We start from the raw sequence: 23,994 nt of genomic DNA, 5'->3' as shown, positions 1-23,994 counted from the left end.
TCCTTAGTTCTTTTGACCAAGGAGCACAATGGCGAACATTAAGTCATAGATGCGCCTAGCCAGTTTCCATTCATTCTCATATTGAATTTTGCATAACTTATTCGGCTTTCAGCATCTGATAGTTCGCTTCTTAATTGGCTAACTCTTTCACTTAATCGACGGTTGTCACTTTCTAACCCTGCAACATATCTACGATGACTCTCTTCTTCTTCTCGTTTTCTTCTGATTTCATCTTGAATGGCTCGATAGGTCTTGGCCCCTTTATCAACAAGCACTTGTCGAGTTTCATTATTCGCAAGATCGAGCGCTGTTTTTTGCTCAAATGTGCCTTTTGTATTGTCATTTAAGCTTTGCCCGAGGCAAACAACATCAATTACTTCGGACATGGTATGAGCATCACCATGTTTAGCCGTATATTGGATTAGGTTTAGACCATTTTTACATTGCGATAATTTAAACAGACCTGAATTGAGACAAGTATCAAATGCTTGGTGATGATGGGTTTGAATGGCAACTTCTAACACATGCAGTCCGTTGATTTCTTGTGTTCTTTGGGCTCTGAGCTCAGGCAGATCCCAAATGATTTCAAACACAGCTTCACATTGAGTATTTCTCGCGGCTAAGTGGATGAGGTTCTCACCTTTTGCGGTTTGAGTAGCAGTATCACACTTAGCTTGTATAAGCTGAGTCACACCCTTGACATCACCATGCCTGACCGCCGTTGCTAGGGGAGTGAATCCTAAAGAACTTTTTTGAGTGCAAAGCTCTGGGTGAAGCTCAATTAACACTGATAGCGAAGCTGGCTTTTTCCATCGGCAAGCAAGATGCATTGGGCCTTGTCGTTCTTGGTCATCTTTTCCTACGAGTTGGATCTCCAAGTTTGGTTTATTTTTCAATAAAAGGTGCAGACATTCAGGGTTATCTACCAAAATAGCTCTATGTAATGGACGGAATCCAGCCGCTGATTTTTGCTCTAATGTCGTTGCATCCGCAACAGCTAGGATTTGGGTTACTACCTGAGCGCTTTGGCTGAATAATGCTTTATGAAGTGCATTTTGCCCTTGAGAATTGGTCACATTTATAGAGTAATGATTTAAAGAAAGTAAGTGGCGAACAATATCTTCGGAGCCTTTAGCTGCGGCTATTATCAGCAGATTGTTTTTGTCTTTATCTTGAACATCTAAATTGGTATTTACTGCAATAAGTCGTTTGGTCAAGGTCAGTTGTGATTCAGATACTGCTTTAAGCAACACATTGGCTTTGATGGTGTTATTACATTGCTCAAAAAATGAATCTGGCATTAGGTTTAATGTTTTAACATCATTTAAACTCGGATCGTTTTCAGCTAACGCGCTTAATGTTTGTGATCTGAGTAAACGTTGCTTATCCAACTCAGGTTCGCCGAGTTCTAGATGGAACAGCTTAACTTCATCAAGGGTTAAGTTGGACAGCCAATCGGTTCCATTACTGGCGGCTAAGTTACCCTGTTCAATTAAAAATTGGGCTTTATTACAGAGCTTAAAGGTTAGGTTTTGATATTGTTCCTCACTCAATAAATGACAGTACATACCAGCAAAATGCGTGACTGTTTGCAACTGCTGAAGTTGGCGTACATGTTCGACTTCCCGTTCTAGAACAAGAGAGAAATTGCTTTGTAATGATGCTCTCATGCATGGCGTTTTACACCAGTTTTGCCAAGGTTGCATATCTTGTAATGCAATTGCCCCACTGCCTATTAGCGTCTTTTGTCTGGCTAAGACAATTTGAGCACAAGCCTCTTGCAATTGTGATGTTGACATAAGCGAGAGCACATGAGTGGTGACTATTTCTGCTAGCTCATTGGCATGAGTTAGGGCATTAACATGCTCGGTTAAGCAGGCTTTGTATTTTGAATGTAAGTGTGTAATTAGGGCCGCTGAGTGGGCGTATGTTTTTGTTATTTCAAGTAGCTGAGCTTGAAAGCGCTCCGCTTTGGTATAGAGCGCAGAAAATTGCTTATTTAAGCTTTGTAGTCGAGCTTGACGGATGCTTTGGCTACATTGAACGTTAAAGATACACTTACACGCACTGTGACAAAAGGTGCCCAAGCTCTGAGCCTGAGTCATGACTTGGAAGTAGTGTTCTTGGATAAGCTGGTCACAAATTGTAGCTAAATCCATTGAGTTGAGCCGACTAAAATCTCGCTGCCACATGTAAGGAGTAAGCACTTTTAGCGCTCTATCTTTATTTAAAAAACAAAGTCGATCACAAATTTTCTGTGTCAGAGCTGAAGTCATAGGTTGTGGAAGCTTAGCAAGGTATGGGTGATGTTCGAATAACTTGACCAGTTCTTCTAAACTCTCGGCACTATCGATGATTTGAGCTGCAAGAATAAAACTTGTGTGAGGATCGGATGAAAAATCGGCTTTAACGATATCATCGGCCTTAACAGTCCTTATGCCTTCGGTTGCCGATTCATAAACATAGCTGCCCATCATTTTTAATATCGTGCCAGACGTTTTTTGCTCGGAAGCCATTTGAGGAAAGTTAATCAGAACCTCGGGTTGGTCTGAAGTGACTTTGTGAAAGAGAGATTGGATGAAATACAATTGCTGAGCTTGAAATTGCTTCTCTAATGGTACTTCTGTCGGCAACTTGCTACATTCATCGTACTCAGGTGGCTTGCACATAAGGTCGAGAAATCCACTGGGTAAAGTGGCATGTGAGTGAGATGCAGTACGACATAATTGGTGTGAAACAAAGTAGGGTTGTAACCAAGCGCTGGCCCATGCTTTACACTGCAGTAGGACTTCTTTCTGTTGAGATATTCTTTGTGTAAAGGGTAAGCTTTTGGGCTTGACTGCAATAAAACCACATTGATAACAAATGGTGTTGATCAAGTAATCTATTTGCCCTTTTGAAAGCGGCTGTTTAAATGTTTTCTCGGCATTTGCAATGAGCCATCCATTTACGGCGTTAGCTACTAGTTTTTGACCTGTGGCTTGTAGCAGTTGCTCACCTTTTGATGAGCATATGACTAAAGCCATTAGAGCAGTCTTAGCGCAGGGTTTTTCTTCCCAAATATTACAACCAGGTGCAAACCATACTTTTATGGCTGATTGTTTGTCTTGTTCCGCAATGCTTGGGTCATTGAGCATTTGCAAGAAAAGAAAAGTATCTGTGAGAAAGTCTTCTGCTAAAAACACTTTTTCGTCGAGTTGATGGACTTGATTGCTTAATTTTTTAAGGGCATTCCAGTGTGAACCATCCATTCTAGGGCCGAGAGAACGTATAGATGAATCTAATAATGTTTTAAACCCTTCTAAAAATGAGTAGCTTTGTCCTTTAATCTCGATTGTCGTGCTGATTGGGTCGCAAAAAACATAGGTTGATGTATCGACCGTTACTGATGTTGCTGCAGCCATTGTACTTCCTCACAAGATCATAAGTGCAATGGTTAGTTCAGAAAGCTGTAAATACGTTTAGTTCTGTATATTAAAAATAATTAACCTTTAATACAGAGCTGGAAGTTTACTTTTTGTATCCTAACTGGGCTTTTTAGCGAGTTTCCTTTGTAATGTACGGCGATGCATTCCTAACTGTCTTGCCGTTGCCGATACATTGCCATCATTTGCGTTTAAAACTTGATGAATATGCTCCCATTCTAGACGTTTAGGGTTCATAGTGACATCTTCATTAACGAGTTCATCAACATCGACTTTTTGTTCGTTTAACGCCATTAGCAAGGTTTGTGTATCGGCAGGCTTAGCAAGATAATTATCAGCGCCTAAACGAATCGCTTCAACGGCAGTAGCAATACTGGCGAAGCCGGTGAGTAGCACAATTTTCGCTTTAGGCAGCATAGCTCTGAGAGGTTGTATTAGGTTTAATCCGTTTTCCTCTTCGAGTTTCATATCCAGTAAGATATGGCTAGGGCAATGCTGTCTTGCTAGTAACAAGGCTTGAGTTCTATCGTGGCAGGCTTGTACTTCAAATCCATGACTACTTAAACGTCTTTGTAAAATTAAGGCTAAGCTGGTGTCGTCTTCAATAATAAGCAGTTTATTCATGGTTTGAATCTTTAGTGTTCGAGATTGTAGGTAAAGTTATCGTGGCAATGCAGCCTTGTGTTGGGTGTTGACTTAAGCTCAAAGACCCTAAGTTCCGTTCTAAACTCGCATGCGTCAACATCAATGCAACGCCAAGTCCTTTTTCACTTTGGACAAATTGTTTGCCTAAGTACGGGCGTAAACTTTCATCAATGCCACTGCCAAAGTCGCGAATGAGTATTTGGCATTCATCTTTTTGATTGTGCTGCGTTGATATTTCAAGCTTTGCTTGTAACATTGCCGCTTTTGACGCTTTGCCTGCGTTATCTATCAGGGTTAACAGTGCGGGTAATATACCATGGTCAATATTCAGTACCGATGAGTTGTTTTCATTGATTTGCCAATCAATTAGGCACTGAGGTAACAGTAACTGTGCTTTCTTTTTCGCATCATAAAGTAAATTATTGACCGCTACCTGACGTTTTTTGCCATCGCGAATGGCATCCGTAGCCAGTCGTAATTCTTGAAGGCTCGATTCACAACGAGACAAGTTATTTCCTAATTCTTCTAGTGCTTGCTCTGAGGGGGACTGTTTTAATTCGTCTAGCCATAATCGCATCGTGCATAAGGGAGTGGCTAATTGATGCGCCATTTGCGCTGATGATGCTCCTAAGGCAACGAGCTGCTCTTGTTTAAGTTGTGCCTCCCGCATGGCGCTGACTTGAGAGTCCCGTTGCTTCAGTTTTCTGGAAAATAATACCAACCCTGTATTGAGTACCACAACTGATAAAATAAAGTTCAGCCACATACCAATGTAATGGGAGCTCATACCCATTTGCGCCATATGTTTCATGTGGGGATCGAAATACAACATCACACTATAAGCAATGCAATTCATACCGCTAAACAGCCAAGATTTTCCTGGCGACATGGTGATACTGGAGATGGCAATGGGCACTAGCAAAAATGAAATGAAGGCGTTAGATGCCCCGCCAGTGAGATACAGCCACGCCAACCAAAAACTATTATCTATCAGTAACAGGTATAAGTGTTGTGAGCCAAACTCCTTAAGCTGGTTGATTTTACGATGACTGATGAGTAAATAGCCGAGTTCAATAATAAACAAATACATCAAAATCGAAGATTGATGCGTTAGCCCAAACCAGTCGCTTAATGCATAACTGAGGATAAGGCGAAACCCCCATCCAAGATAACGAGAGAAGGTTAATATTAGCTCAAGCTTATTAATGTTTAAGGCATTCATGTTTTTTGCAAGCTTTTGGTTTTAATAGTAAATATTTTTTTGAAAACGTTGAGGCTTAAATGATAACAGTAACTCAATAACAAAAGATGTCTTAAGACAATTTTTGGTAAAAAATTGAAAAGAATTGTGATTTTTTCAGTGTGAATATCGCGTTATAATTGACTACAAATGGTAAGGGTATAAAATCCTTCTCTAATAATTAAGCTAAAAAGGTGAAGCAATGACCAAGTGGAACGGAGACTATATCAGTCCATACGCAGAACACGGAAAGAAGAGTGAACAGGTCAAAAAGGTTACCGTATCAATTCCACTAAAAGTGTTAAAAGTGTTAACCGATGAGCGTACCCGTCGTCAGGTTGGCAATTTGCGTCATGCCACTAACAGTGAATTACTGTGTGAAGCTTTCTTACATGCCTATACAGGGCAACCACTGCCATCCGATGAAGATTTATCAAAAAGCCAACCAGATAGCATTCCAGCTGAAGCCAAAAAATTGATGGATGAAATGGGGATCGAGTGGGAAGAGCTTGAGTAATTCCTCTTTAGAAGCCTTATTTGAACAAACGCTGCATCAGGTTGAGTTGTGCTATCAACAAGCAGAACAGGTGTTGCAGCGTTCATTTCCTCGCCCTGAGATCAGTTTTAAGCTCAGTGGTCGAAGTGCTGGAATGGCACATCTTCACCTCAATAAACTCCGCTTTAATCAACAAATGCTTCAAGAAAACGGCTGTGATTTTATTAATGAAGTCGTGCCCCATGAGATCTGTCATTTGTTATGTCATCAACTGTATGGACGAGTGAAGCCTCATGGTAAGGAATGGCAAAGCTTGATGTGGAATCTGTACCAACAACAACCGAAAACCACTCACAGTTTTGATGTTGTTTATCGTCCGCAACAAACGGTGGATTATCAATGTGGTTGTGGCGTTGTGCAGCTCACGATTCGACGCCATAACAAAGTGGTGCGCAATCTGGCTTCTTATCGGTGTAAAAACTGTTTGCAGACGTTAACAAGCTTATAGGTTTGGCATTTTTGTATGAATATCATTTTGTTGACCCATCAAAGAGAAGTGTCTAAAAAGACCAATACAGGCGCTTTGGTGGTTGAGGAATTAGGAACAAAAGCAAGTGTTGTTGTGTGGGAAAGAACAAACCCAGACCACAAAGTACTGCAACACATTGAAAAAGGCACAGCGGCTTTGCTTTACCCTACTGAGGATAGTCAAGTTGTATCTAAAGAAAGCGATTTTGAAACTTACATCGTCCTTGATGGTACCTGGCAAGAAGCTCAGAAGATGTACAATAAAAGCCCTTACCTTAAAGCCCTTCCGAAAGTGAAGATTGAAACTTCAGCTCAGTCTATTTACCAGTTAAGACGAAATCAGCGCCAGAATGGTTTATGTACGGCTGAAAGTGTTATTGAGCTGTTGAAAGCAAAAGGATCTTCAACAGCAGCGGATCAATTACAGTCAAAATTGATTGAATTTGTCGCTAATGTTGAAAAAAATTAGGCTTTAGCTTTTTGAGTTTTCATCAATCTGTAGATAATGCTTAGACAGTGCTTTAATTTTGGCTTGGTTGATGGCATTTAAAGAATCAAAGTGCTGGTGGATTTGCTGTATTTTATCAAGGTATTTGGGGTTGTCGGCGGGGATATCTTGCCAATAACGGTTACGTTCAATTTCTTGTAGTTCACCGCTTTTTACCACTTTATTGAAGCTGATTTCTCGTTTTAAGCGAATGATCTCGCTTCGAATGAGCTTTAACAGTTTCTCTCGGCTCACGGTGCCTTTTCTTAATAAAACTTTTAGAGGATCTTCTTTACTGGATTCTTTATCAAGGTCGATTTCATTGATGATGCCAGATTGATATTCAATTTGTTGGCGTTTATAACCATTTGGGCAAGTGGTTTGAGTGTAAACGACTTTTTCCCCAAGAGTACATTTTAGAAAGCTATTGGCTAGAGCTGCATGGGAGAAAAATAGCATCAGTAAAGTAACCGCAAACCTAGCCATTGTTGTTGATTCCTTTCAGGTGTGTCCATTAAGTTAGAGCTTCATCCTGCTCTAACATCCATCATATTGTTCAAGCATAATACAAAAATTTGACGGTTTACAGAAAATGTTAATTTTTTGACTATACTCAGATTTTGTCATCCGAAAATGAAGTACAAGGAAGTATGATGAGCGTCGGATCCATTAAACCATCAAGCATTCAGCAACTGTTATCTCGTCAACAACAAGGTCAAAACCGTGGTAGTAAACTCACCACTAACCAACTCGCCGTTCAAGGGCATATTTTCCGCATAGATCAATTTTTAAAGGACACTGAAAGTCGTCTACTTTCATTATTTCAACATGTTGATTTAATGAAGAGCGAGCCTGAAGTGACTGATGGAAGTTTTATCAAGGCTATTCCCAATACCATGACGGCAATGACAGATTTAGATAACCTTAAGCATCAATTGGATTATCATTGCAAGCAAAATTCGAAAGTGATCAAGACGGTTTCTAAACTGGAATTACGTGAGTTAGATGGCGTAGTGAGTGCGAGAATGGACTTGGTGAATGAAGCCATTCAAATTGATTGGAAGCAATTTGAAGATAAGCTTTAATCACTTAGGATTAAATGCCCCACCTCTTGTGGCGAGGTGATTGATTATGAAATGGCACGATTGTGATAGTCGTGCCATTTACAGCTTAATCTACTTTTCTTGTAAAACACTCATTATCTATGAGTCTAGCTTTACCTAGCCAAGCGGCGACCAATACCACCAATGACTCATCTTCTGGGGTAATTTCATCAAGAGTATCAGCATGGCGGACAATCAAATAATCCGGTTTTAGCCCCGATTCCACCAATGATGCTTTAGCATGATCAATGGCGGTTTCAATTGCTAATCCGTTTTGAACTTCTTCAATCAACCAGTCCAAGGTTTGTCTAATAGCGGCTGCTGTTTCTCTTTGCTCCTCGGTAAGGTAATTATTACGAGAGCTCATGGCAAGACCATTAGTTTCACGGTACGTGTCGACACCAATGATTTTGATGGGCAGATCTAAGTCTTTCACCATATTTTTGATGATAGCTAACTGCTGATAGTCTTTTTGACCGAATACGGCTACATCAGGCTGAACCATATTGAACAGCTTGAGGACGACTGTGGCAACACCAATAAAAAAGTGAGGGCGACTTTCACTTTCACCGCAGTGACCAATCACATCTTCAGGAACGATTACTTTAGTGCTGTTTTCAGGTCCTTTCGGATAGATCAAATCCGTGGTTGGAGTGAACACCAATGCAGTTCCCACTCCCTCTAAAGCCTTTAAGTCTGCTTCAAGTGTTTTCGGGTAGCTGTCTAAATCTTCATGAGCGGCAAACTGAAGCGGATTTACGTAAATCGAAGCCACGACATGATCGGCATGTTTAAGGGCTGTCTCGACGAGAGACAAATGACCTTGATGTAAGTTGCCCATGGTCGGAACAAAGGCAACAGTCTCTCCCTTGGATTTCCACGTCTGAATTTGCTCACGAAGTTCGGTGAGTTTTGCTGTAACTTGCATTGCTAACTCACCACTTAATTGAACGTATGTTCTTCAGCTGGGAAAATACCATCTGCAACTTCTTGAATATAAGCTTTAACAGCAAGGCGAATATCACCAGTCTGCGCTAGGTAGTTTTTAGAAAACTTCGGAATATAACCGCTGGAGATCCCAAGAATGTCGTGCATGACTAAGATCTGACCGTCTGTATCTTTACCTGCACCAATGCCAATAACCGGGATGGTTAACGTCTCTGAGATAGTTTGTGCCAATTGAGCAGGAATGCATTCCACAACTAATAACTGCGCACCCGCTTTTTCAATCGCTTTTGCTTCTTCCAAGATGCGCTTGGCGTTTTCATCGCCACGACCTTGAATTTTAAAGCCACCAAATACATTAACAGACTGCGGCGTTAAGCCTAAATGGGCACATACCGGAATGCCACGTTCAGTAAGCATGGTTATGGTGTCGAGCAGCCAATGACCGCCTTCCAGTTTTACCATGCTTGCGCCTGCTCGCATCAACTTGGCGGCATTTTCCATGGTTTGCTCTGGAGTGGCGTAACTCATAAAAGACATGTCAGCGACAAGAAGGGCACGTTTTACTACGCTGGCAACACAGCGTGTATGATAGGCAACTTCATCAATGGTGACGGCACAAGTATCTTTTCCACCTTGGATCACCATTCCTAGAGAATCACCGACTAATAATACATCAATGCCTTCCTCGTCAAATGCACCAGCAAAGCTGGAATCATAAGCGGTCAGCGCTGTAAATTTGGTTCTGTCTTGCTTAAAGTTAAGCAAGCTTGAAGTGGTCACTTTAGCCATAGATTATACTTAAGATAAAAAGTTAATTAAGCCTAGATAAAACAGTTAGGCGGTCACTAAGAAGCGTAGATTGCCTCTAAAAAGGTAAACTTGAATCCTGAAGCCTTTGTAGGTTCTTGTCAATGATCGGTATCTAGCTCTTGCAACTCAGCTTGTAAACTTGGCGTAATTAAACTTCTAAGTGGAGTACCACAAGGCAAAACCAACTCAGGAGCAAGATCGAATAGCGGAACTAACACAAATGAACGTTGCTTCATACCGTAATGGGGGAGAGTCAGCCGCTTTGACGTAAGAGTGACATTATCATAAAGCAACATATCGAGATCTAAGGTTCTAGGTCCCCAATGCTCAAGCCTGACTCGACCTTGCTGTTGCTCAATTGCTTGTAAAGCATCCAATAACTCAATGGGGGAGAGCTGAGTTTCTAGGCTGGCAACAGCGTTAATATAATCCGGTTGCACAACCTCTCCCATAGGCACGGAGCCATAATAGGGAGAGATTTGAAAGCTACTTGATTCAGCGAGTTCTTTTAGTGCGATACAAGCATCATCCAGTTGAGCTGAAGGGTTTTCTAAATTTGCCCCTAATGCGACATAGACTTTAGCCATTTTGTTGCTCAGGTTTAGGCTTACGTGGTGCTCTACGGCGTCGCTTGGAGCCATTACGGTTACGATTATTCGATTTGTTCGCTTGGCGAGCGATTAATGTACGCTCTTCTTCAGAAGCATCGACAAAGGAGCGCCACCATTTGGCGATCTGATTCACTTTGCCCGTCTCAACTTCACCACGCATTAGTAGTAAGTCGTAAGCGGCACGGAACTTCGGGTGCTCAATGAGCTTGAAGGCACGAGTGCCTTGGTTTTTCTCTAACCTCAGTTGCAGTTGCCAGATTTCTTTCGAAACAGTACTAAATCGGCGTGGAATACCAATGCTACGGCATTGCTGCTCCATAACATCACCCATAGCAGCAACAAAGGCATCATAGTGTGACAAGCCGCCTTCGGTCATGATATCTAAGGCTTTTTGTTGAAGTGGGTACCACAAAATTGCAGCATAAAAATAGGCTGGAGTGACGGTTTTCCCTTGTTCGATGCGACGATCTGTATTTCTGAAAATCAGCTCGACCATTTTTCTTAGGGTTGGGTCGGACTCATCTTCCAATGCGCTAACGACTTGTGGGAACAAGGGTTGAAATAAGCCAAAATCATACAATAAGTGATAGTTGGCTACAGCTTTTCCGTTGAAAAATAGCTTAGAGACTTCCTCAAACATACGAGCGGCTGGAATGTCGCCCAGCAGTGCTGCTAAGTCTTTTATTGGCGCCGCAGTTTCTGGTGCGATTTCCATATCTAACTTGGTCGCAAAGCGCACTGCTCGGATCATACGAACAGGGTCTTCACGATAGCGAGTTTCAGGATCGCCAATCATTCTGATTGCGCCTTGCTCAATGTCTTGAATACCACCACCGTAACTGTGGATGGAAAAGTCACTGATATCGTAATACAACGCGTTTACTGTGAAATCACGACGCTCGGCATCTTCATCAATGGTGCCGTAAACGTTATCTCTTAGTAGTCGACCTTCAGCATTGGACTTTGAAATTTTGTCGTTCGTTTGCTTGTGATGCCCACGTAGTGTCGCAACCTCAATGACATCTCGACCAAACACAATATGCGCCAGACGAAAACGACGGCCTACAAGACGGCAATTACGAAATAATTTGCGGATTTCTTCAGGTTTAGCGTTGGTTACGACATCGAAATCTTTAGGCTCTAAACCTAAAAGAATATCGCGTACACCTCCACCAACTAAATAGGCATCAAATCCCGATTTATGCAGACGATATAGTACCTTCAGCGCGTTCTCGCTGATTTGTCTACGGGAAATATTATGAGCTTTTCTTGGGATGACTTGTAAGTCTAAACCATTGTCATTGTTTACCACTTGATCTTGAGAGCTTGTGGGTTGTTCAAATAGTTGCTTACAAAACTGACTGATCCTGCGAAAAATGGGACACCTCGTTGCATGTGAAAGTACCTAAAATTTGGCGGCTATGATATCTCATATGCCGCCAAGTCCCAAGTGCTATGCTTAAATCTAATATGTAGTTTTGTTAAAAATCTGAAAGTTGCTCAAGTGTATGAGCGGCATTGTTAACGGTATAAAGTTTCATTGTATCTCACCTTCAGAAAATGAGGCCTAGAAAGAGTTTTTGCCACTTTGATAGGCAATGTAAGCTAAGGTACAAGGGAAAAATACCGTTCCAAGAATGGCAATTCCAAAATAATACGTGCCTTTTTTGAAAACTCTACCTACAGCGTTCCAATTGATGCACCGTACTGAATTTTCGTTCTGATGACTTCTCTTATGACCTGAATTGATAGGGCCAAATCTAGAGGTTTGTGAGTAGAGTACTGAATCAGGTTCTTCTTCGCTATCACTTGATTGAGAGGACGTATCAATTCTTGGAGAATCATGGTTAGTGCGGGTTGTTAAGGGAGTCCTAGAGTTTACTCGAGACCGATATATTTGAATTCTTGGTCTTTTTGAGGGTTCAGTTGTTTTAATCGATTTGATTAGAGCCACTTTTAGTTTTTTATCATTGTTGATGGCATCAGTGGCTGTTTGGTCGATAGATATGAGTAGTACTTTATATCGTTCAGAGAAACTTTCTAGTGTGGGAGTATATTCGCAACCTTGTTTTATAAAAAACTTACATATTATACGAGTCGAGAAAGTTCCTCGCCTAGCAGTCCCTAATTTAACGGTATATTGATGGTAGGTTTGATCAGGGTGTTTGATGGTAACATCGCGACGACCATGTTCAAGGAATTTCAGTTCATCGACTTTTATCTTTGTGGCTTCATAACCACCACTGCTAGTTTGTCGATATGAAGGATTAATCACATTTTGTAGGGCTGTTGCCATAATGACCCTCATAAGTGATAAGCATATTGTGCTAAAAACAAGTACAGCTTATTGAAATTTATGCCGCAGCTAACAAGCTTTTTTAAGACAAATCCACAAGTGCTTAGGGCGTGTTGATCTTTCGTGATTATTTTTGCAGCGATAAATTGGTTATCTTATGCAAGGCAGAGTTTGAGCTGTGTGGTTATTCCACATAAACAAACGATAACGCAGCAGAAGTGACCAATTTACGCTGTCTTCGATGCTTTTGAGCACTTCCTGTTCTGTGTTGTGACCAGCTTACTTAGGTGACTAAGCTTCACTGCTCACGCCTTGAACAAAAAAGTGCTCAAACAGCACAAGATTTAATCCTGAAAGATCAACACGCCCTAGCATCTTTTATTCGAAAATTTATCGCAAAGACATGATTGTTGTAATTTAGAACCAAATAATCTCAATGGGATTATACAAGAGTAGGAATAAGTATTATCACCGAGGTAATAGAGTTGTTGAGACTCACATTATTTCAGTGAATCTCAACAGCCCCTAATCATGTTTTATTAAAATAGCACTCTGGTACGGATAGTCTCTTTAATTGTGTTTAATTCAGCGAGTGCAGACTGTGCTTGGTCACTATCAACTTCCATCACTACATAACCAATATCGCCTTTGGTTTGTAAGTGCTGGGCTGAAATATTGATGCCTTTTTCAGAAAACGCTTGGTTAATTTGAATAAGAACGCCAGGTTTGTTTTGGTGAATATGCAGTAAGCGAGAGCGGCCTTCATATGAAGAAAGTGATACTTCAGGGAAGTTAACCGCACTTATTGTGGAGCCATTATCTGAATATTTAGCTAATTTACCAGCGACCTCAATACCAATATTTGCCTGTGCTTCGGCGGTGCTGCCACCAACATGAGGAGTTAAGATTACATTGTCTAAACCACGAAGTGGGCTATTGAATTCATCTTGATTTGACTTTGGTTCTACGGGAAACACATCGATTGCCGCACCGGCAATGTGACCTGAACTCACCGCTGAGGCTAAGGCATCAATATCGACGACTGTTCCACGAGAAGCGTTGATCAGGTGGCTGCCTGCTTTCATTTTCTCAAGTTGAGCGGAGCTAATCATGTTTTTAGTGGATTTAGTTTGAGGTACATGTAAGCTGACGACATCAGATTGAGCTAATAATTTATTGAGTGTTGCAATTTGTTTAGCATTCCCTAAAGGCAGCTTTTTCTCAATGTCGTAAAAAATTACTTGCATACCAAGGGTTTCAGCCAAAATCCCCAATTGAGTGCCAATGTGTCCGTAGCCTACGATCCCCAAAGTTTTACCTCTCACTTCGTGGCTACCTGCTGCTGATTTTAGCCACTGCCCTGCATGTGCTTTGGTATTTTTTTCAGGAATACCACGCATCAGCATGATGATTTCACCGAGCACTAATTCAGCAACGCTACGCGTATTAGAGAATGGGGCGTTGAATACTGGTATGCCAGCTCTAGCTGCGGCTTCTAAGTCAACTTGATTGGTTCCAATACAAAAACAACCAATAGCGGCCAATTTATTGGCTTTAGCTATAACTTCTTCAGTTAACTGAGTACGAGAACGAATACCAATAAAGTGAACATCTTTTATTGCTTGTTCAAGATCATCGCCCACTAAGGATGACTTGAAAGATTGAATATTGGTATAGCCTTCTTGTCGTAGAACCTCTTCAGCAGAAGGATGAAGCCCTTCAAGAAGCAAGATGTTGATTTTGTTTTTTTCAAGCGAATGCTTGGCAGACATGGAAACCTCTATAATTATGCAGCAGTAATCAATAATTTTACTGTTATATCAATTTTTTAAGCGTTGACAAACTCTCATTCCAAGAAAAGTGATTTTAGATATAAAGTTTTATAATGGTGTGCAAATGTCCACTAAATTAATGTTGGTTTAGATTTGTGTCATATCAATCGACTTTAGCTATAACATAGTTACCAAGTTAATTTTTAATGAATCCTAAATGTTTAAATCACCTCAGTTTCAAACAAAGCCTGATTTGTCAGGCGTGTTTGCTATGTATGATCTACCTAACGAAAGGCCAAATGCTGAGCGGAGGGCAGAGGTTACAGTTAAAGGACTAGTGTTTGATGAGTGTTTTCGAGTCACTATTTTAGATCAGGGTAGACTGTCTATTAAAAGTCAAAGTGTGAAGTGTTTTGTTGAATTTGATGTTGAGGGACAACAAGTAGATGCGAATTCGAAAGCGGATGCTAGTAGTGAGAGTTTTAAACTTTATAGTGTGATCATTACTGATCCAAGATTTCCTGATCAGAAGCGCGCTATTGAATTGTTAAATATGCCCATTTCCAAAGCGATGCAGTTTATCATTCAACTGCCTGAAGATTTATTAATTCAAACTTTTATTGAGATGTTTAAGCTAGCCGGACTCATTGATCCTAAAAGTGGAAAGTTACTGGCAGAAAAGGAATTGCCAGTTGACATGGAGAAAGATGAAATCATAAAAGCACTTGATAAAATTGAAGAGGAGTGCCTTTGTTATCGAACGGTAAAAGAAAAACTTAATAGGGAAGCTGATGCCAAAGCGGCATATGAAACCTCATTGCTAGAAGAAGAAAAACTAGAAAACGACAAAGCTCATGTAGAACTTTCAGCTGAATTGAGAGAGAGTTTGACTCATCGTCAACAACAAATCGAAGAGGAACATCAAAAAGCGAAAAGTAATGTGGCCTATTTATGGGAATTGTCAGTGATGGAACATACTAAAGAAAGGCTGGATAAATATCGAGTTACTCAAAATCTAACCGAAGAGGATGCTACACAAATTCTACATCAAGTTCAGCAAGAAATCGCAAGTCAATGGAAAGGCCTTAGCGAGCAATCAACCAAGTTACCAATAAAACCAAAAGGAATCGAATTCAGAGGTCGATTGTTTGTTGAGTTATTGTGGCGTCAGGACATTGAAAAGTATCAAACGATGTTAAATTTGATGTTGCGCTACTCTGAATATCGCTCTTACATTCCCTTGTTTTGTGATGCGATATACATGAACGAGTCTTTAGCTGAATGTTTAGTCAGTTCCAATATTGGAATTGAAGCCATTGCCGGATTATTAACTCGACTATCTAACTCGGAGCAACTGAGGCTTATTAAAAACTTTGCTCTTACCGATAAAGGTATTTTACTCATTGCTGATTTGGTTAATTATTTTGCAAGTTTGTCTGCAACTAGCACAATGACTGATGACTCTATAGCACTCATTTCAGTTATTGGAGGCTGGATACATATAGCACAACAAAGTCAGTATGCTGAACTTAGGGATGATGTTTCACTCGAGGCTTCTGATAAGCAATCTGATCCAACAATACATTTAACTACGGTTCAATTGAAAGAACGCTTTAAAATAAAGGAAAAATTGCCCAGTCAAGAAGACACAGTAAGCACAATAGAGGAAGACTTTGAGTGGGTGATAAGTACAGCCGATCAAAAAGTGTTAAATCAGATTAGCGAGGAAGGTAAAGTATTTTTAAAGCCATATCTCAAGCGGGAAAACCCTCATTAATAAAAAAGGCGAAGCTATAAACTTCACCTTTACTATCAACAAAGTCTAACTTCGGAACTAATGCTTAAACATCGCAGAGATAGACTCTTCATTGCTTACACGACGAATTGCTTCGGCTAATACACCCGACATGGTTCTTTGGCTCACATTGCTCACTTTTTCCATTTCTGGGCTTAGCGGCACTGTGTCTGTCACAATCACTTCATCAATCATCGAATTAGCGATGTTTTTCGCTGCATCACCAGAAAATACTGGGTGAGTGGCATAAGCGAATACGCGGTTAGCACCGCTTTGCTTCAATGCTTCAGCAGCTTTACATAAAGTACCACCAGTATCGATCATGTCATCAACAATGATACAGTCACGACCTTCAACATCACCAATAATGTGCATCACTTGAGACACGTTCGCTTTAGGACGACGCTTGTCGATGATGGCTAAGTCTGAATCGTTAAGCAGTTTAGCTACAGCACGTGCACGCACTACACCGCCGATATCTGGTGAAACCACAACAGGGTTATCCAGTTCTTTCGCAAGCATGTCTTCAAGTAACACTGGGCTACCGAATACGTTATCAACTGGTACGTCAAAGAATCCTTGGATTTGCTCAGCGTGTAAATCACAAGTCAATACGCGGTCAACACCAACGCTTGATAAGAAATCCGCAACTACTTTAGCTGTGATAGGTACACGAGCACTACGAACACGACGGTCTTGGCGAGCATAACCAAAGTAAGGAATAACGGCAGTAATACGACCAGCAGAAGCACGACGAAGTGCGTCTACCATTACGATTAATTCCATTAAGTTATCATTGGTTGGAGCGCAAGTAGATTGGATGATGAATACATCGGCACCACGTACGTTTTCGTTGATTTGGACACTGATTTCGCCGTCACTAAAACGACCTACTTCAGCATCTCCAAGTTTACAGAATAGACGGTCGGCAATCTTCTCAGCAAGACTGGGAGTGGCGTTCCCAGCAAAAAGCTTGATGTCGGGCACTGTATGAACCTCAGGCGTTGGCTTTTGAGTTTGATCTAAGTGTAGTAAGAATGTGTCGCTACACTTAGCATGAAATTGTCTTTATTCCGCAATTAGCTCAATCAATGGCGATTGGTTCAGTCCTTGAGCGACAAAACCAGATAAATCAGCGGGTAACTGAGATAACACCTTGAGAGCTTGTTGCTTATCTTCGAACTCCCCAAACACGCATGCGCCTGTTCCGGTCATTCTGGACGGCGCATATTCTACCAGCCAGTCTAATGCCTTGGCAACTTGAGGATGCAGCTTGGCAACCAAGGTTTGGCAGTCATTTTGCCACGTATTTTGCATTAATGTTGCTAGCGAAAGCTTAGGCGTATTTCGAGGTAAATCTGGATCTGAAAAGACTTTAGCGGTCGAAACATGCACATTTGGGGTGAGCACTAAGTAGTAATTTTCGGGTAATGTTACGGGCGTCAGTTTCTCACCGACTCCTTCAGCAAATGCCGCAAAACCCCTAGCAAATACAGGGACATCAGCACCGAGTTGTACACCGAGCTCTGCTAACTCGTCGATGGATAATCCGGTTTTCCACAAGGCATTTAATGCAACTAATGTCGTGGCTGCATTGGAAGAACCACCGCCAATTCCACCACCCATAGGCAAGTTTTTTTCTAGAGAAATTTCAGCGCCACCAGAATACGACGTGTGTTTTTTTAACAATTTTGCAGCTTTTAGAATTAAGTTATCGCTGGGAGCGACAACCTCATTTAATTCAGAATGTAAAACCAAGGGTGGTTCATTGGTCAATTTAAACTCTAAATAGTCGCAAGTATCAATAAACTGAAACAAGGTCTGTAACTCGTGATAGCCATCTTCACGGCGACCATTAATATGAAGAAATAAATTAAGTTTGGCTGGTGCTGGCCAGCGAGTTGGGAACTGCATTATTTAGAACCTTGTAAGGCGAGCGCTTGCCATTGGTTTAACTGAATTTTTAGCGATAAGTTAGGGCGTGATAACGTCAGTTGCCTTGGTAACTCCACACCATTTAACCTTTGCCAACGAACGTAAGTTAATTGCCATTTTACGCCATCAATAATGCTAGTAAACTGTTTAGGTCTTCCTTGTGAATCACGCATAACCTTCTCTGACGGTTGAATTTGTCCAGTGATCCATTTTGGCAATAAAGAAACCGGCACACTCCAGCCTGTCATTCTCAATAATAGCGCTTCTGGATTAGTGCTTTGATAATCTTTGCCATCCATGGTTAATTTGGCTCCAAAAGGCGTGCTTTCAAGATTAAGTACAGATGTACCCAGCATAGTCGTCAGTGCCAGTTGATCACCTGTAGCGGTATGACGCCAATAAAGATTGGTGGAGTTTTTATCTTCAGGTGTTTTTATCAAAATTTTGCCACGTAATTCCCAAGCTTTGGCCTCGGAGATTTGATTCACCTGAACGGGAACTAAGTCGGTTTTAGGCAAGTTTTGACATGCGGTAAGAAATAATAAAGCGCAACAACAGCAGAAGATATTAAATGCTTTCAAGGTGATACCGTTAAACAAGGATTTGTTGAACATAATAGCAAATGCTATGGGCATTAAAAAAGGGCAACTGTGTGCCCTTTGATATTGTTTGTACGAAAGATTACTTACTGGTATCTAACGCAGGGAATGATTTTACTAAATCATCCAGAGCTTTCATTTGTGATAGATAGCCTTCAAGTTGGTGAAGTGGCAGGGCACATGGGCCATCACATTTGGCGTTATCAGGATCTGGGTGAGCTTCAATAAACAAACCGCCTAACCCTAATGCCATACCGCTTCGAGCTAACTCGGTAGCTTGAGCGCGACGACCGCCAGCTGAATCAGCACGCCCACCTGGACGCTGTAGGGCGTGAGTGGCATCAAAGATCACTGGGTAACCCGATTGCTTCATCTCATCCATACCCAGCATATCAACCACAAGGTTGTTGTAGCCAAAGCTACTGCCACGTTCACATAGCATGATGTGGTCGTTACCCGCTTCGTTGAATTTTTTGATGATATGACGCATTTCGTGAGGCGCTAAAAACTGAGGTTTTTTCACATTGATGATGGCGCCGGTTTTTGCCATAGCCACAACCAAATCAGTTTGACGAGCCAAGAATGCAGGTAACTGGATGACATCAACAACATCCGCTACCGGCTGACATTGGTGTGGCTCATGAACGTCAGTGATCAAAGGAACATTAAAGGTCGACTTAATTTCTTCAAAAATCTTAAGGCCTTCTTCCATTCCTGGGCCACGGAATGAGTGAACCGAACTACGGTTCGCTTTATCAAAAGAGGCTTTAAATACGTAAGGAATGCCTAGCTTAGAGGTGACTTCCACATAATGCTCGGCAATTTTCATCGCTAAGTCACGAGATTCCAACACATTCATGCCACCAAAAAGCACAAAAGGTTTGTCGTTGGCGACAGAGATATCGCCGATTTGAATGGTTTTTTGATCCATGATCAAAGCCTCTTTTATTTCGTCCGTAAAGGAAAACTAATGATAGGTTTCGGTGTGTTGATTTAGCTCTTTTATCTGGATTTTAACCAGTTCGATCATAGGATCGTGTGGACTGTTTTCAACAAAGTGCTGCAAATCTTCAGCGGCCATTTTAATGCAGCCTAATTGCTCGGCTACGAAAGCACGCTCACGGTTTAATTGAACATCATCGGGATGCCATTTTAACAAGAGGTTGCAGCATTCTAGGGCTTGTTCAAATTTTTGCGAAACGATACAGCCTGACTTTAGCTCGTGGAGCAGTCGTGACATGAGCTCTTTCGACGTAACGGCTTTAAAGTATTTGGCACTTAACTTGGCGTGGTTGCCAATTTCGCCTCTGACTAGCGAGTGCATATATTTTCGGTCGACCGCTTTGCCTGTCAGTGGGTTAATAAAGTGAACTTTATTATTTAATTTCACCCGTAAAATGGCATTGCAGGGTAGAAATAGTAATGATGTCTCTATATCTAACTGCTTACACAACAACATTAACAGGCAACCGAGTGTCGTGGAATTACCTTGTTTAGATGTGAGAGTTAAAGCGAGATCGGCCGCATCGGCACCAAAGTAATTTTGTCGTTGGCAAAACCCTAGGTCGCCATAGAACCATGATAATAGAGAGTCAAAACGGTGTTGTTGATCCATTAAGTAATGGCTCATTACACCACCTGATAACTCTAACCACGCCCAATGGCTGCTTTGGTATGAACTAAAGCCTATGTGCTCACTAAGACGAAGTAGTGAGCCTGGTAAGGTGATGTCATCAGTTACACAAAAATTGCTCATGAAAATAACGCTACAGAGTGTTTCACCATGGCGATGCGAGCAGCATACACCAACCAGCTAATGGCACCAATATAAGCGAAAATTTTAAACAATTTACCGCGCGGTGCTTTCATGGCAATGAAACCAAGAATGATGTAAGCCACCACTGCTGCAAGCTTTTCTGTTAACCATTGTGCCTCAAATGGATACTGTTTGATGATAAAGCACAGTGTTAGACCTGAAAGCAGCAAAAAAGTGTCAATGACATGTGGTGCAACTTTTAAAAATTTCTTTTCTAAGATAGGGGATTCACGCAAGTGCATGACAAAGCGAAAGGTAAAAAAGCTTACACTCAATGCAATCAAAGTTAAATGAAGGTGCTTAACGGCTGGGTAGAGGCTGGTTAAAAATTCCATCGCTTGTTCAAAAGTAAAAGGATAAAGTACGTTATTTTACCGCAAGCAAACTAAGAATGGTATGCGTAAGATTTTTTCTAGATTAATTTTGATTTGTTTACACGATAAAATTCGAACTGTAGAAAGTCTCTCCCTTTTAATTATAAAGCTATGTCACATTAGCAGTTCAAACCTCTGTAACGGTAGGCTGTCTCTGTTGATAGCTAAGCCACTGTTGGTGGAGACTTTTTGCCCTAGGGAAATCAGGATCATCAAGAAATTTATACAAGCAACTCGAACCACTGCGTTTCGCCCAATAGGTTAAATCTCCTAGAATGCCGGTCATGAACTGAACCGTTGTAGAACAATCAGGGAAAGTTTGTTTCATGCTTTTGAGGTTTTCAGTGGTGTCATCCACAAAAAGAATGTGTGACGGCGATGAATCTTGTTTAGAGACAAATTGCTTTAATGCCGCTCCTTTCGATTGATCTTCATCTACATATTCGATGTCATCAAACCATGCTTCATGAAAGTGTTCTGACTCTAGTTTCTTTAATATATCGGGTAGGTGTTCTTTCGAGCAATGAGTTAGAAGAATTAATTTATGACGCAAATCGGCCTGCTTTAAAAACGCGACGAATTCTTTGAATTTGTTTTCTATGAGCTGCCACGCTGGGTGTTCAGGGTCTTGTTTTTGATAAATTTGGCTTGCGATAACATCTGCAAAATCAACGACAATATATAAGTTAGGTTCATTGATGTGTTTACGCAGTGGTCGTTGAAGTTCATCAAACGTCGAAATTTGTAAATTAACCTCAGAAGGTTTATTTGTTGCTGAAGGTTTCAATTTTTCAACACATGCACCTTTACATAGGTCCATGACTTGTTTGGCATGTACTTTTTTTATTCCTGTTGACATTGAAGAAAGTTTAAATACGAAGTCATTGCGTTCTGGAAAATAGTTTACCAATCTTAAATTAGCGGGTAATTGCTTAGCAATGTAATGGCTTTCATTTTTATCATAACTAAAGTTAACGGGGATGCTTGCCTTTGGGGAGCACTGCCGAATATCACTTGGTACGTGAGCGGCTTCAAAATACAGTTTTTGACCTTGAAGAAGTGATACGTGAACGAGAAAGTGATCGGTAGAAGAGCAAGCTGAAGCCATGGCTGTTTATATTTAATGAAATTAAGTCATTAAGTATAAAATTGAATGCCTTTAAGCTTGCTGTATAGCCTACCTAATTGAGTCAGAAACTCTTGCCAATGTACAACGCTCATTATTGCCAAAATCTTTTATCGTTTTTACCTGTAAATAGCCTAATTGTTCCAGCTGTTGGCGCAACAGAAGGCCTTGTTGATAGCCATGCTCCATTAATAAATAGCCATTTGGCTTCAGGTAATTTTTGGCAATATCAGCAATATGAAATAAATCCGCAAACCCTTCGTCGGGAGCGGTTAATGCACTGAGAGGCTCAAAACGCACATCGCCTTGAGCTAAGTGTTCATCTTGCTCATCAATATACGGTGGGTTTGATACGATAAGATCAAATGCTTGAGCTTTAACTGCTGAGAACCAATCACTTTGTTTGATGGTGACATTATTTAGCTCAAGACGTTGTTGATTGGTTTGAGCAAGCTTTACCGCATCACTCACTTTATCAATAGCGGTGATTTGCCAATCTGGTTTTTCTGAAGCTAAAGCCAACGCTATTGCGCCCGTTCCTGTACCTAAATCTAATACCTTAGCGTTGCCAGGTAAGGCTAAGTTAAGCGCGGTTTCAACCAAAACTTCCGTATCTGGTCTTGGGATCAAAGTAGTGGCATTCACCAATAAGGGTAATGACCAAAATTCGCGTTCACCCACAAGATGCGCAACAGGATGACCTTGTGCACGTTTGCTGATCATCTCTTCAAAGCTATTTTGCTCGTGTTCAGAAAGGGCTTTATCTGGCCAAGTGTAGAGGTAAGTACGATTTTTATTGAGAATATGCTGCAAGCACACTTCGGCATCTAGGCTGGCGGTATCAGAAGTACGGGCAAGTTGTTCACTTGCCCGTGATAATGCTTGTGCAATGGTTAGAGGTAGCATTACTCGCCAAGTGCCGCCAGTTGGTCAGCTTGGTACTCTTGCATGATAGGATCAAGAATCGCATTTAAGTCACCTTCCATCACTTCGCCCAAACGATATAGTGTAAGGTTGATGCGGTGATCACTGACACGACCTTGTGGGAAGTTATAGGTACGAATACGCTCAGAACGGTCACCACTGGCGACTAGGCTACGACGTGTTGATTCTTCTTCGCTACGGCGCTTTTCATCTTCCATCGATTGCAGTCGAGCCGACAACACACTCATAGCTTGAGCACGGTTTTTATGCTGCGAACGTTGATCCTGACATTCAACCACTAATCCGGTTGGGATATGAGTAATACGAATGGCCGAATCGGTCTTGTTCACGTGCTGACCACCCGCGCCTGATGCACGGAAAGTATCGACTTTTAAGTCGGCTGGATTGATTTCAATCGCTTCAGCTTCAGGCACTTCGTGCATAACCACAACGGTTACTGCAGAAGTATGAACACGGCCTTGAGATTCGGTTTCTGGTACACGTTGAACTCGGTGACCGCCAGACTCGAACTTCATTTTGCCGTAAACGCTTTCGCCGCTCATTTTCAAAATAATTTCTTTAAAGCCGCCGTGCTCACCTTCGTTTTGGCTCATGATTTCCACTTGCCATTTGTTCGCCTCAGCATAACGGCTGTACATGCGGAACAAGTCGCCTGCAAAAATAGCCGCTTCGTCACCACCTGCACCGGCACGAATTTCAACAAAGGCGTTGGTATCGTCGTTCGGATCTTTTGGCAGTAATAGAATTTGTAAATCGTGCTCTAAGGTTTCAATCGCCTCTTTGGCAACGGAAAGTTCTTCTTGTGCCATTTCTTTGAGATCAGGATCGTCTTCTTCCATCATCTCTTGAGCGGTTTCAAGATCGCCTTGGGCTTGCTGGTAAGCTTTAAAGGTTTTGACCACTTCTTCTAGTTGCGCAAATTCTTTTGAAAGGGCACGAAACTTGTCTTGATCGGAAATGGTGTCAGGATCGCCTAACAGCGCGGTAACTTCATCATTACGTTCTAGCAAGCCTTCAAGCTTGCGGATCACGGAATCCTTCAT

General features: G+C 41.4%; 24 protein-coding genes. 5 read left to right on the top strand and 19 right to left on the bottom strand.

The window, feature by feature from the left end:
• Window positions 1-38 precede the first annotated feature (38 nt).
• The 3 genes from E2H97_RS15255 to E2H97_RS15245 form a co-directional block, all read right to left on the bottom strand.
• A complete protein-coding gene (locus E2H97_RS15255) occupies window positions 39-3,404 on the bottom strand; it encodes an ankyrin repeat domain-containing protein (protein WP_133407929.1) in 3,366 nt (1,121 codons plus the stop codon).
• 120 nt (window positions 3,405-3,524) lie between these two features.
• Window positions 3,525-4,049: a response regulator transcription factor gene (locus tag E2H97_RS15250; protein WP_133407928.1), complete on the bottom strand. Its 525-nt coding sequence runs from the start codon at window positions 4,047-4,049 to the stop codon at window positions 3,525-3,527.
• A complete protein-coding gene (locus tag E2H97_RS15245; RefSeq protein ID WP_133407927.1) occupies window positions 4,042-5,292 on the bottom strand; it encodes a sensor histidine kinase in 1,251 nt (416 codons plus the stop codon). The genes E2H97_RS15250 and E2H97_RS15245 overlap by 8 nt, the downstream gene beginning before the upstream one ends.
• 220 nt (window positions 5,293-5,512) lie before the next feature.
• Here E2H97_RS15245 and metJ point away from each other — a divergent pair, with 220 nt between their 5' ends.
• From metJ to E2H97_RS15230, 3 genes are read left to right on the top strand one after another with little or no spacing between them, the layout of a single operon-like run.
• Window positions 5,513-5,827, top strand: coding sequence for a met regulon transcriptional regulator MetJ (gene metJ, locus E2H97_RS15240; protein WP_133407926.1), 315 nt, complete (start codon window positions 5,513-5,515; stop codon window positions 5,825-5,827).
• Complete coding sequence (locus E2H97_RS15235) at window positions 5,820-6,314, top strand: SprT family zinc-dependent metalloprotease (protein ID WP_246029012.1); 495 nt, start codon at window positions 5,820-5,822, stop codon at window positions 6,312-6,314. The genes metJ and E2H97_RS15235 overlap by 8 nt, the downstream gene beginning before the upstream one ends.
• Before the next feature lie 15 nt (window positions 6,315-6,329).
• A complete protein-coding gene (locus E2H97_RS15230; RefSeq protein WP_133407924.1) occupies window positions 6,330-6,803 on the top strand; it encodes a DTW domain-containing protein in 474 nt (157 codons plus the stop codon).
• Window positions 6,804-6,806: 3 nt separating this feature from the next.
• Here the strand turns inward: E2H97_RS15230 and E2H97_RS15225 are convergent, their stop codons facing one another.
• Window positions 6,807-7,307 (bottom strand): DUF4124 domain-containing protein, encoded by a 501-nt coding sequence (locus E2H97_RS15225; protein ID WP_133407923.1) that lies wholly within the window; start codon window positions 7,305-7,307, stop codon window positions 6,807-6,809.
• Window positions 7,308-7,471: 164 nt separating this feature from the next.
• Here E2H97_RS15225 and E2H97_RS15220 point away from each other — a divergent pair, with 164 nt between their 5' ends.
• Complete coding sequence (locus tag E2H97_RS15220; RefSeq protein WP_133407922.1) at window positions 7,472-7,906, top strand: hypothetical protein; 435 nt, start codon at window positions 7,472-7,474, stop codon at window positions 7,904-7,906.
• Between the two features lie 85 nt (window positions 7,907-7,991).
• Here E2H97_RS15220 and panC read toward each other — a convergent pair whose 3' ends face one another.
• From panC to serA, 6 genes are all read right to left on the bottom strand, one after another.
• A complete protein-coding gene (gene panC, locus E2H97_RS15215; RefSeq protein ID WP_133407921.1) occupies window positions 7,992-8,852 on the bottom strand; it encodes a pantoate--beta-alanine ligase in 861 nt (286 codons plus the stop codon).
• A gap of 14 nt (window positions 8,853-8,866) precedes the next feature.
• The gene (panB, locus tag E2H97_RS15210) at window positions 8,867-9,661 is read right to left on the bottom strand and encodes a 3-methyl-2-oxobutanoate hydroxymethyltransferase (protein ID WP_133407920.1); all 795 of its coding nucleotides are present in this window, start codon (window positions 9,659-9,661) and stop codon (window positions 8,867-8,869) included.
• A 119-nt stretch (window positions 9,662-9,780) separates the two neighbouring features.
• Complete coding sequence (gene folK, locus E2H97_RS15205) at window positions 9,781-10,269, bottom strand: 2-amino-4-hydroxy-6-hydroxymethyldihydropteridine diphosphokinase (RefSeq protein WP_133407919.1); 489 nt, start codon at window positions 10,267-10,269, stop codon at window positions 9,781-9,783.
• Window positions 10,262-11,569: a polynucleotide adenylyltransferase PcnB gene (gene pcnB, locus E2H97_RS15200; protein ID WP_218938259.1), complete on the bottom strand. Its 1,308-nt coding sequence runs from the start codon at window positions 11,567-11,569 to the stop codon at window positions 10,262-10,264. The genes folK and pcnB overlap by 8 nt, the downstream gene beginning before the upstream one ends.
• Window positions 11,570-11,860: 291 nt before the next feature.
• Entirely contained in the window at window positions 11,861-12,589 is a 729-nt protein-coding gene (locus tag E2H97_RS15195; RefSeq protein WP_133407917.1) for a hypothetical protein, read from the bottom strand.
• Between the two features lie 539 nt (window positions 12,590-13,128).
• Window positions 13,129-14,361 carry a phosphoglycerate dehydrogenase gene (gene serA / locus E2H97_RS15190; RefSeq protein WP_133407916.1) on the bottom strand — a complete coding sequence of 411 codons (1,233 nt, stop codon included), beginning with the start codon at window positions 14,359-14,361 and terminating at the stop codon, window positions 13,129-13,131.
• Window positions 14,362-14,578: 217 nt separating this feature from the next.
• Between serA and E2H97_RS15185 the strand changes: the two genes are divergently transcribed.
• Window positions 14,579-16,138, top strand: coding sequence for a hypothetical protein (locus tag E2H97_RS15185; protein WP_133407915.1), 1,560 nt, complete (start codon window positions 14,579-14,581; stop codon window positions 16,136-16,138).
• Window positions 16,139-16,195: 57 nt separating this feature from the next.
• Here E2H97_RS15185 and E2H97_RS15180 read toward each other — a convergent pair whose 3' ends face one another.
• The 9 genes from E2H97_RS15180 to prfA all read right to left on the bottom strand — a co-directional run bounded on the left by E2H97_RS15180 (window position 16,196) and on the right by prfA (window position 23,994).
• Window positions 16,196-17,143 (bottom strand): ribose-phosphate pyrophosphokinase, encoded by a 948-nt coding sequence (locus E2H97_RS15180; RefSeq protein ID WP_133407914.1) that lies wholly within the window; start codon window positions 17,141-17,143, stop codon window positions 16,196-16,198.
• Between the two features lie 81 nt (window positions 17,144-17,224).
• Entirely contained in the window at window positions 17,225-18,070 is an 846-nt protein-coding gene (gene ispE / locus E2H97_RS15175; RefSeq protein ID WP_133407913.1) for a 4-(cytidine 5'-diphospho)-2-C-methyl-D-erythritol kinase, read from the bottom strand.
• Entirely contained in the window at window positions 18,070-18,705 is a 636-nt protein-coding gene (gene lolB / locus E2H97_RS15170) for a lipoprotein insertase outer membrane protein LolB (protein ID WP_133407912.1), read from the bottom strand. Before lolB ends, ispE begins: the two co-directional genes overlap by 1 nt.
• 67 nt (window positions 18,706-18,772) lie before the next feature.
• A complete protein-coding gene (gene kdsA, locus E2H97_RS15165; RefSeq protein WP_133407911.1) occupies window positions 18,773-19,621 on the bottom strand; it encodes a 3-deoxy-8-phosphooctulonate synthase in 849 nt (282 codons plus the stop codon).
• Between the two features lie 36 nt (window positions 19,622-19,657).
• Window positions 19,658-20,446, bottom strand: a complete 789-nt coding sequence (locus tag E2H97_RS15160; RefSeq protein WP_133407910.1) for a transglutaminase family protein — start codon at window positions 20,444-20,446, stop codon at window positions 19,658-19,660.
• Window positions 20,443-20,841: a SirB2 family protein gene (locus E2H97_RS15155; protein WP_133407909.1), complete on the bottom strand. Its 399-nt coding sequence runs from the start codon at window positions 20,839-20,841 to the stop codon at window positions 20,443-20,445. The genes E2H97_RS15160 and E2H97_RS15155 overlap by 4 nt, the downstream gene beginning before the upstream one ends.
• A 166-nt stretch (window positions 20,842-21,007) precedes the next feature.
• A complete protein-coding gene (locus E2H97_RS15150) occupies window positions 21,008-21,988 on the bottom strand; it encodes an HAD family hydrolase (RefSeq protein ID WP_133407908.1) in 981 nt (326 codons plus the stop codon).
• A 69-nt stretch (window positions 21,989-22,057) separates the two neighbouring features.
• Window positions 22,058-22,912, bottom strand: coding sequence for a peptide chain release factor N(5)-glutamine methyltransferase (gene prmC / locus E2H97_RS15145; RefSeq protein ID WP_133407907.1), 855 nt, complete (start codon window positions 22,910-22,912; stop codon window positions 22,058-22,060).
• Window positions 22,912-23,994 (bottom strand): peptide chain release factor 1, encoded by a 1,083-nt coding sequence (prfA, locus tag E2H97_RS15140; RefSeq protein WP_133407906.1) that lies wholly within the window; start codon window positions 23,992-23,994, stop codon window positions 22,912-22,914. Before prfA ends, prmC begins: the two co-directional genes overlap by 1 nt.

This window comes from Parashewanella tropica (assembly GCF_004358445.1).
Classification (GTDB): domain Bacteria; phylum Pseudomonadota; class Gammaproteobacteria; order Enterobacterales; family Shewanellaceae; genus Parashewanella; species Parashewanella tropica.
This window is presented reverse-complemented; position numbering and strand designations above follow the sequence as displayed.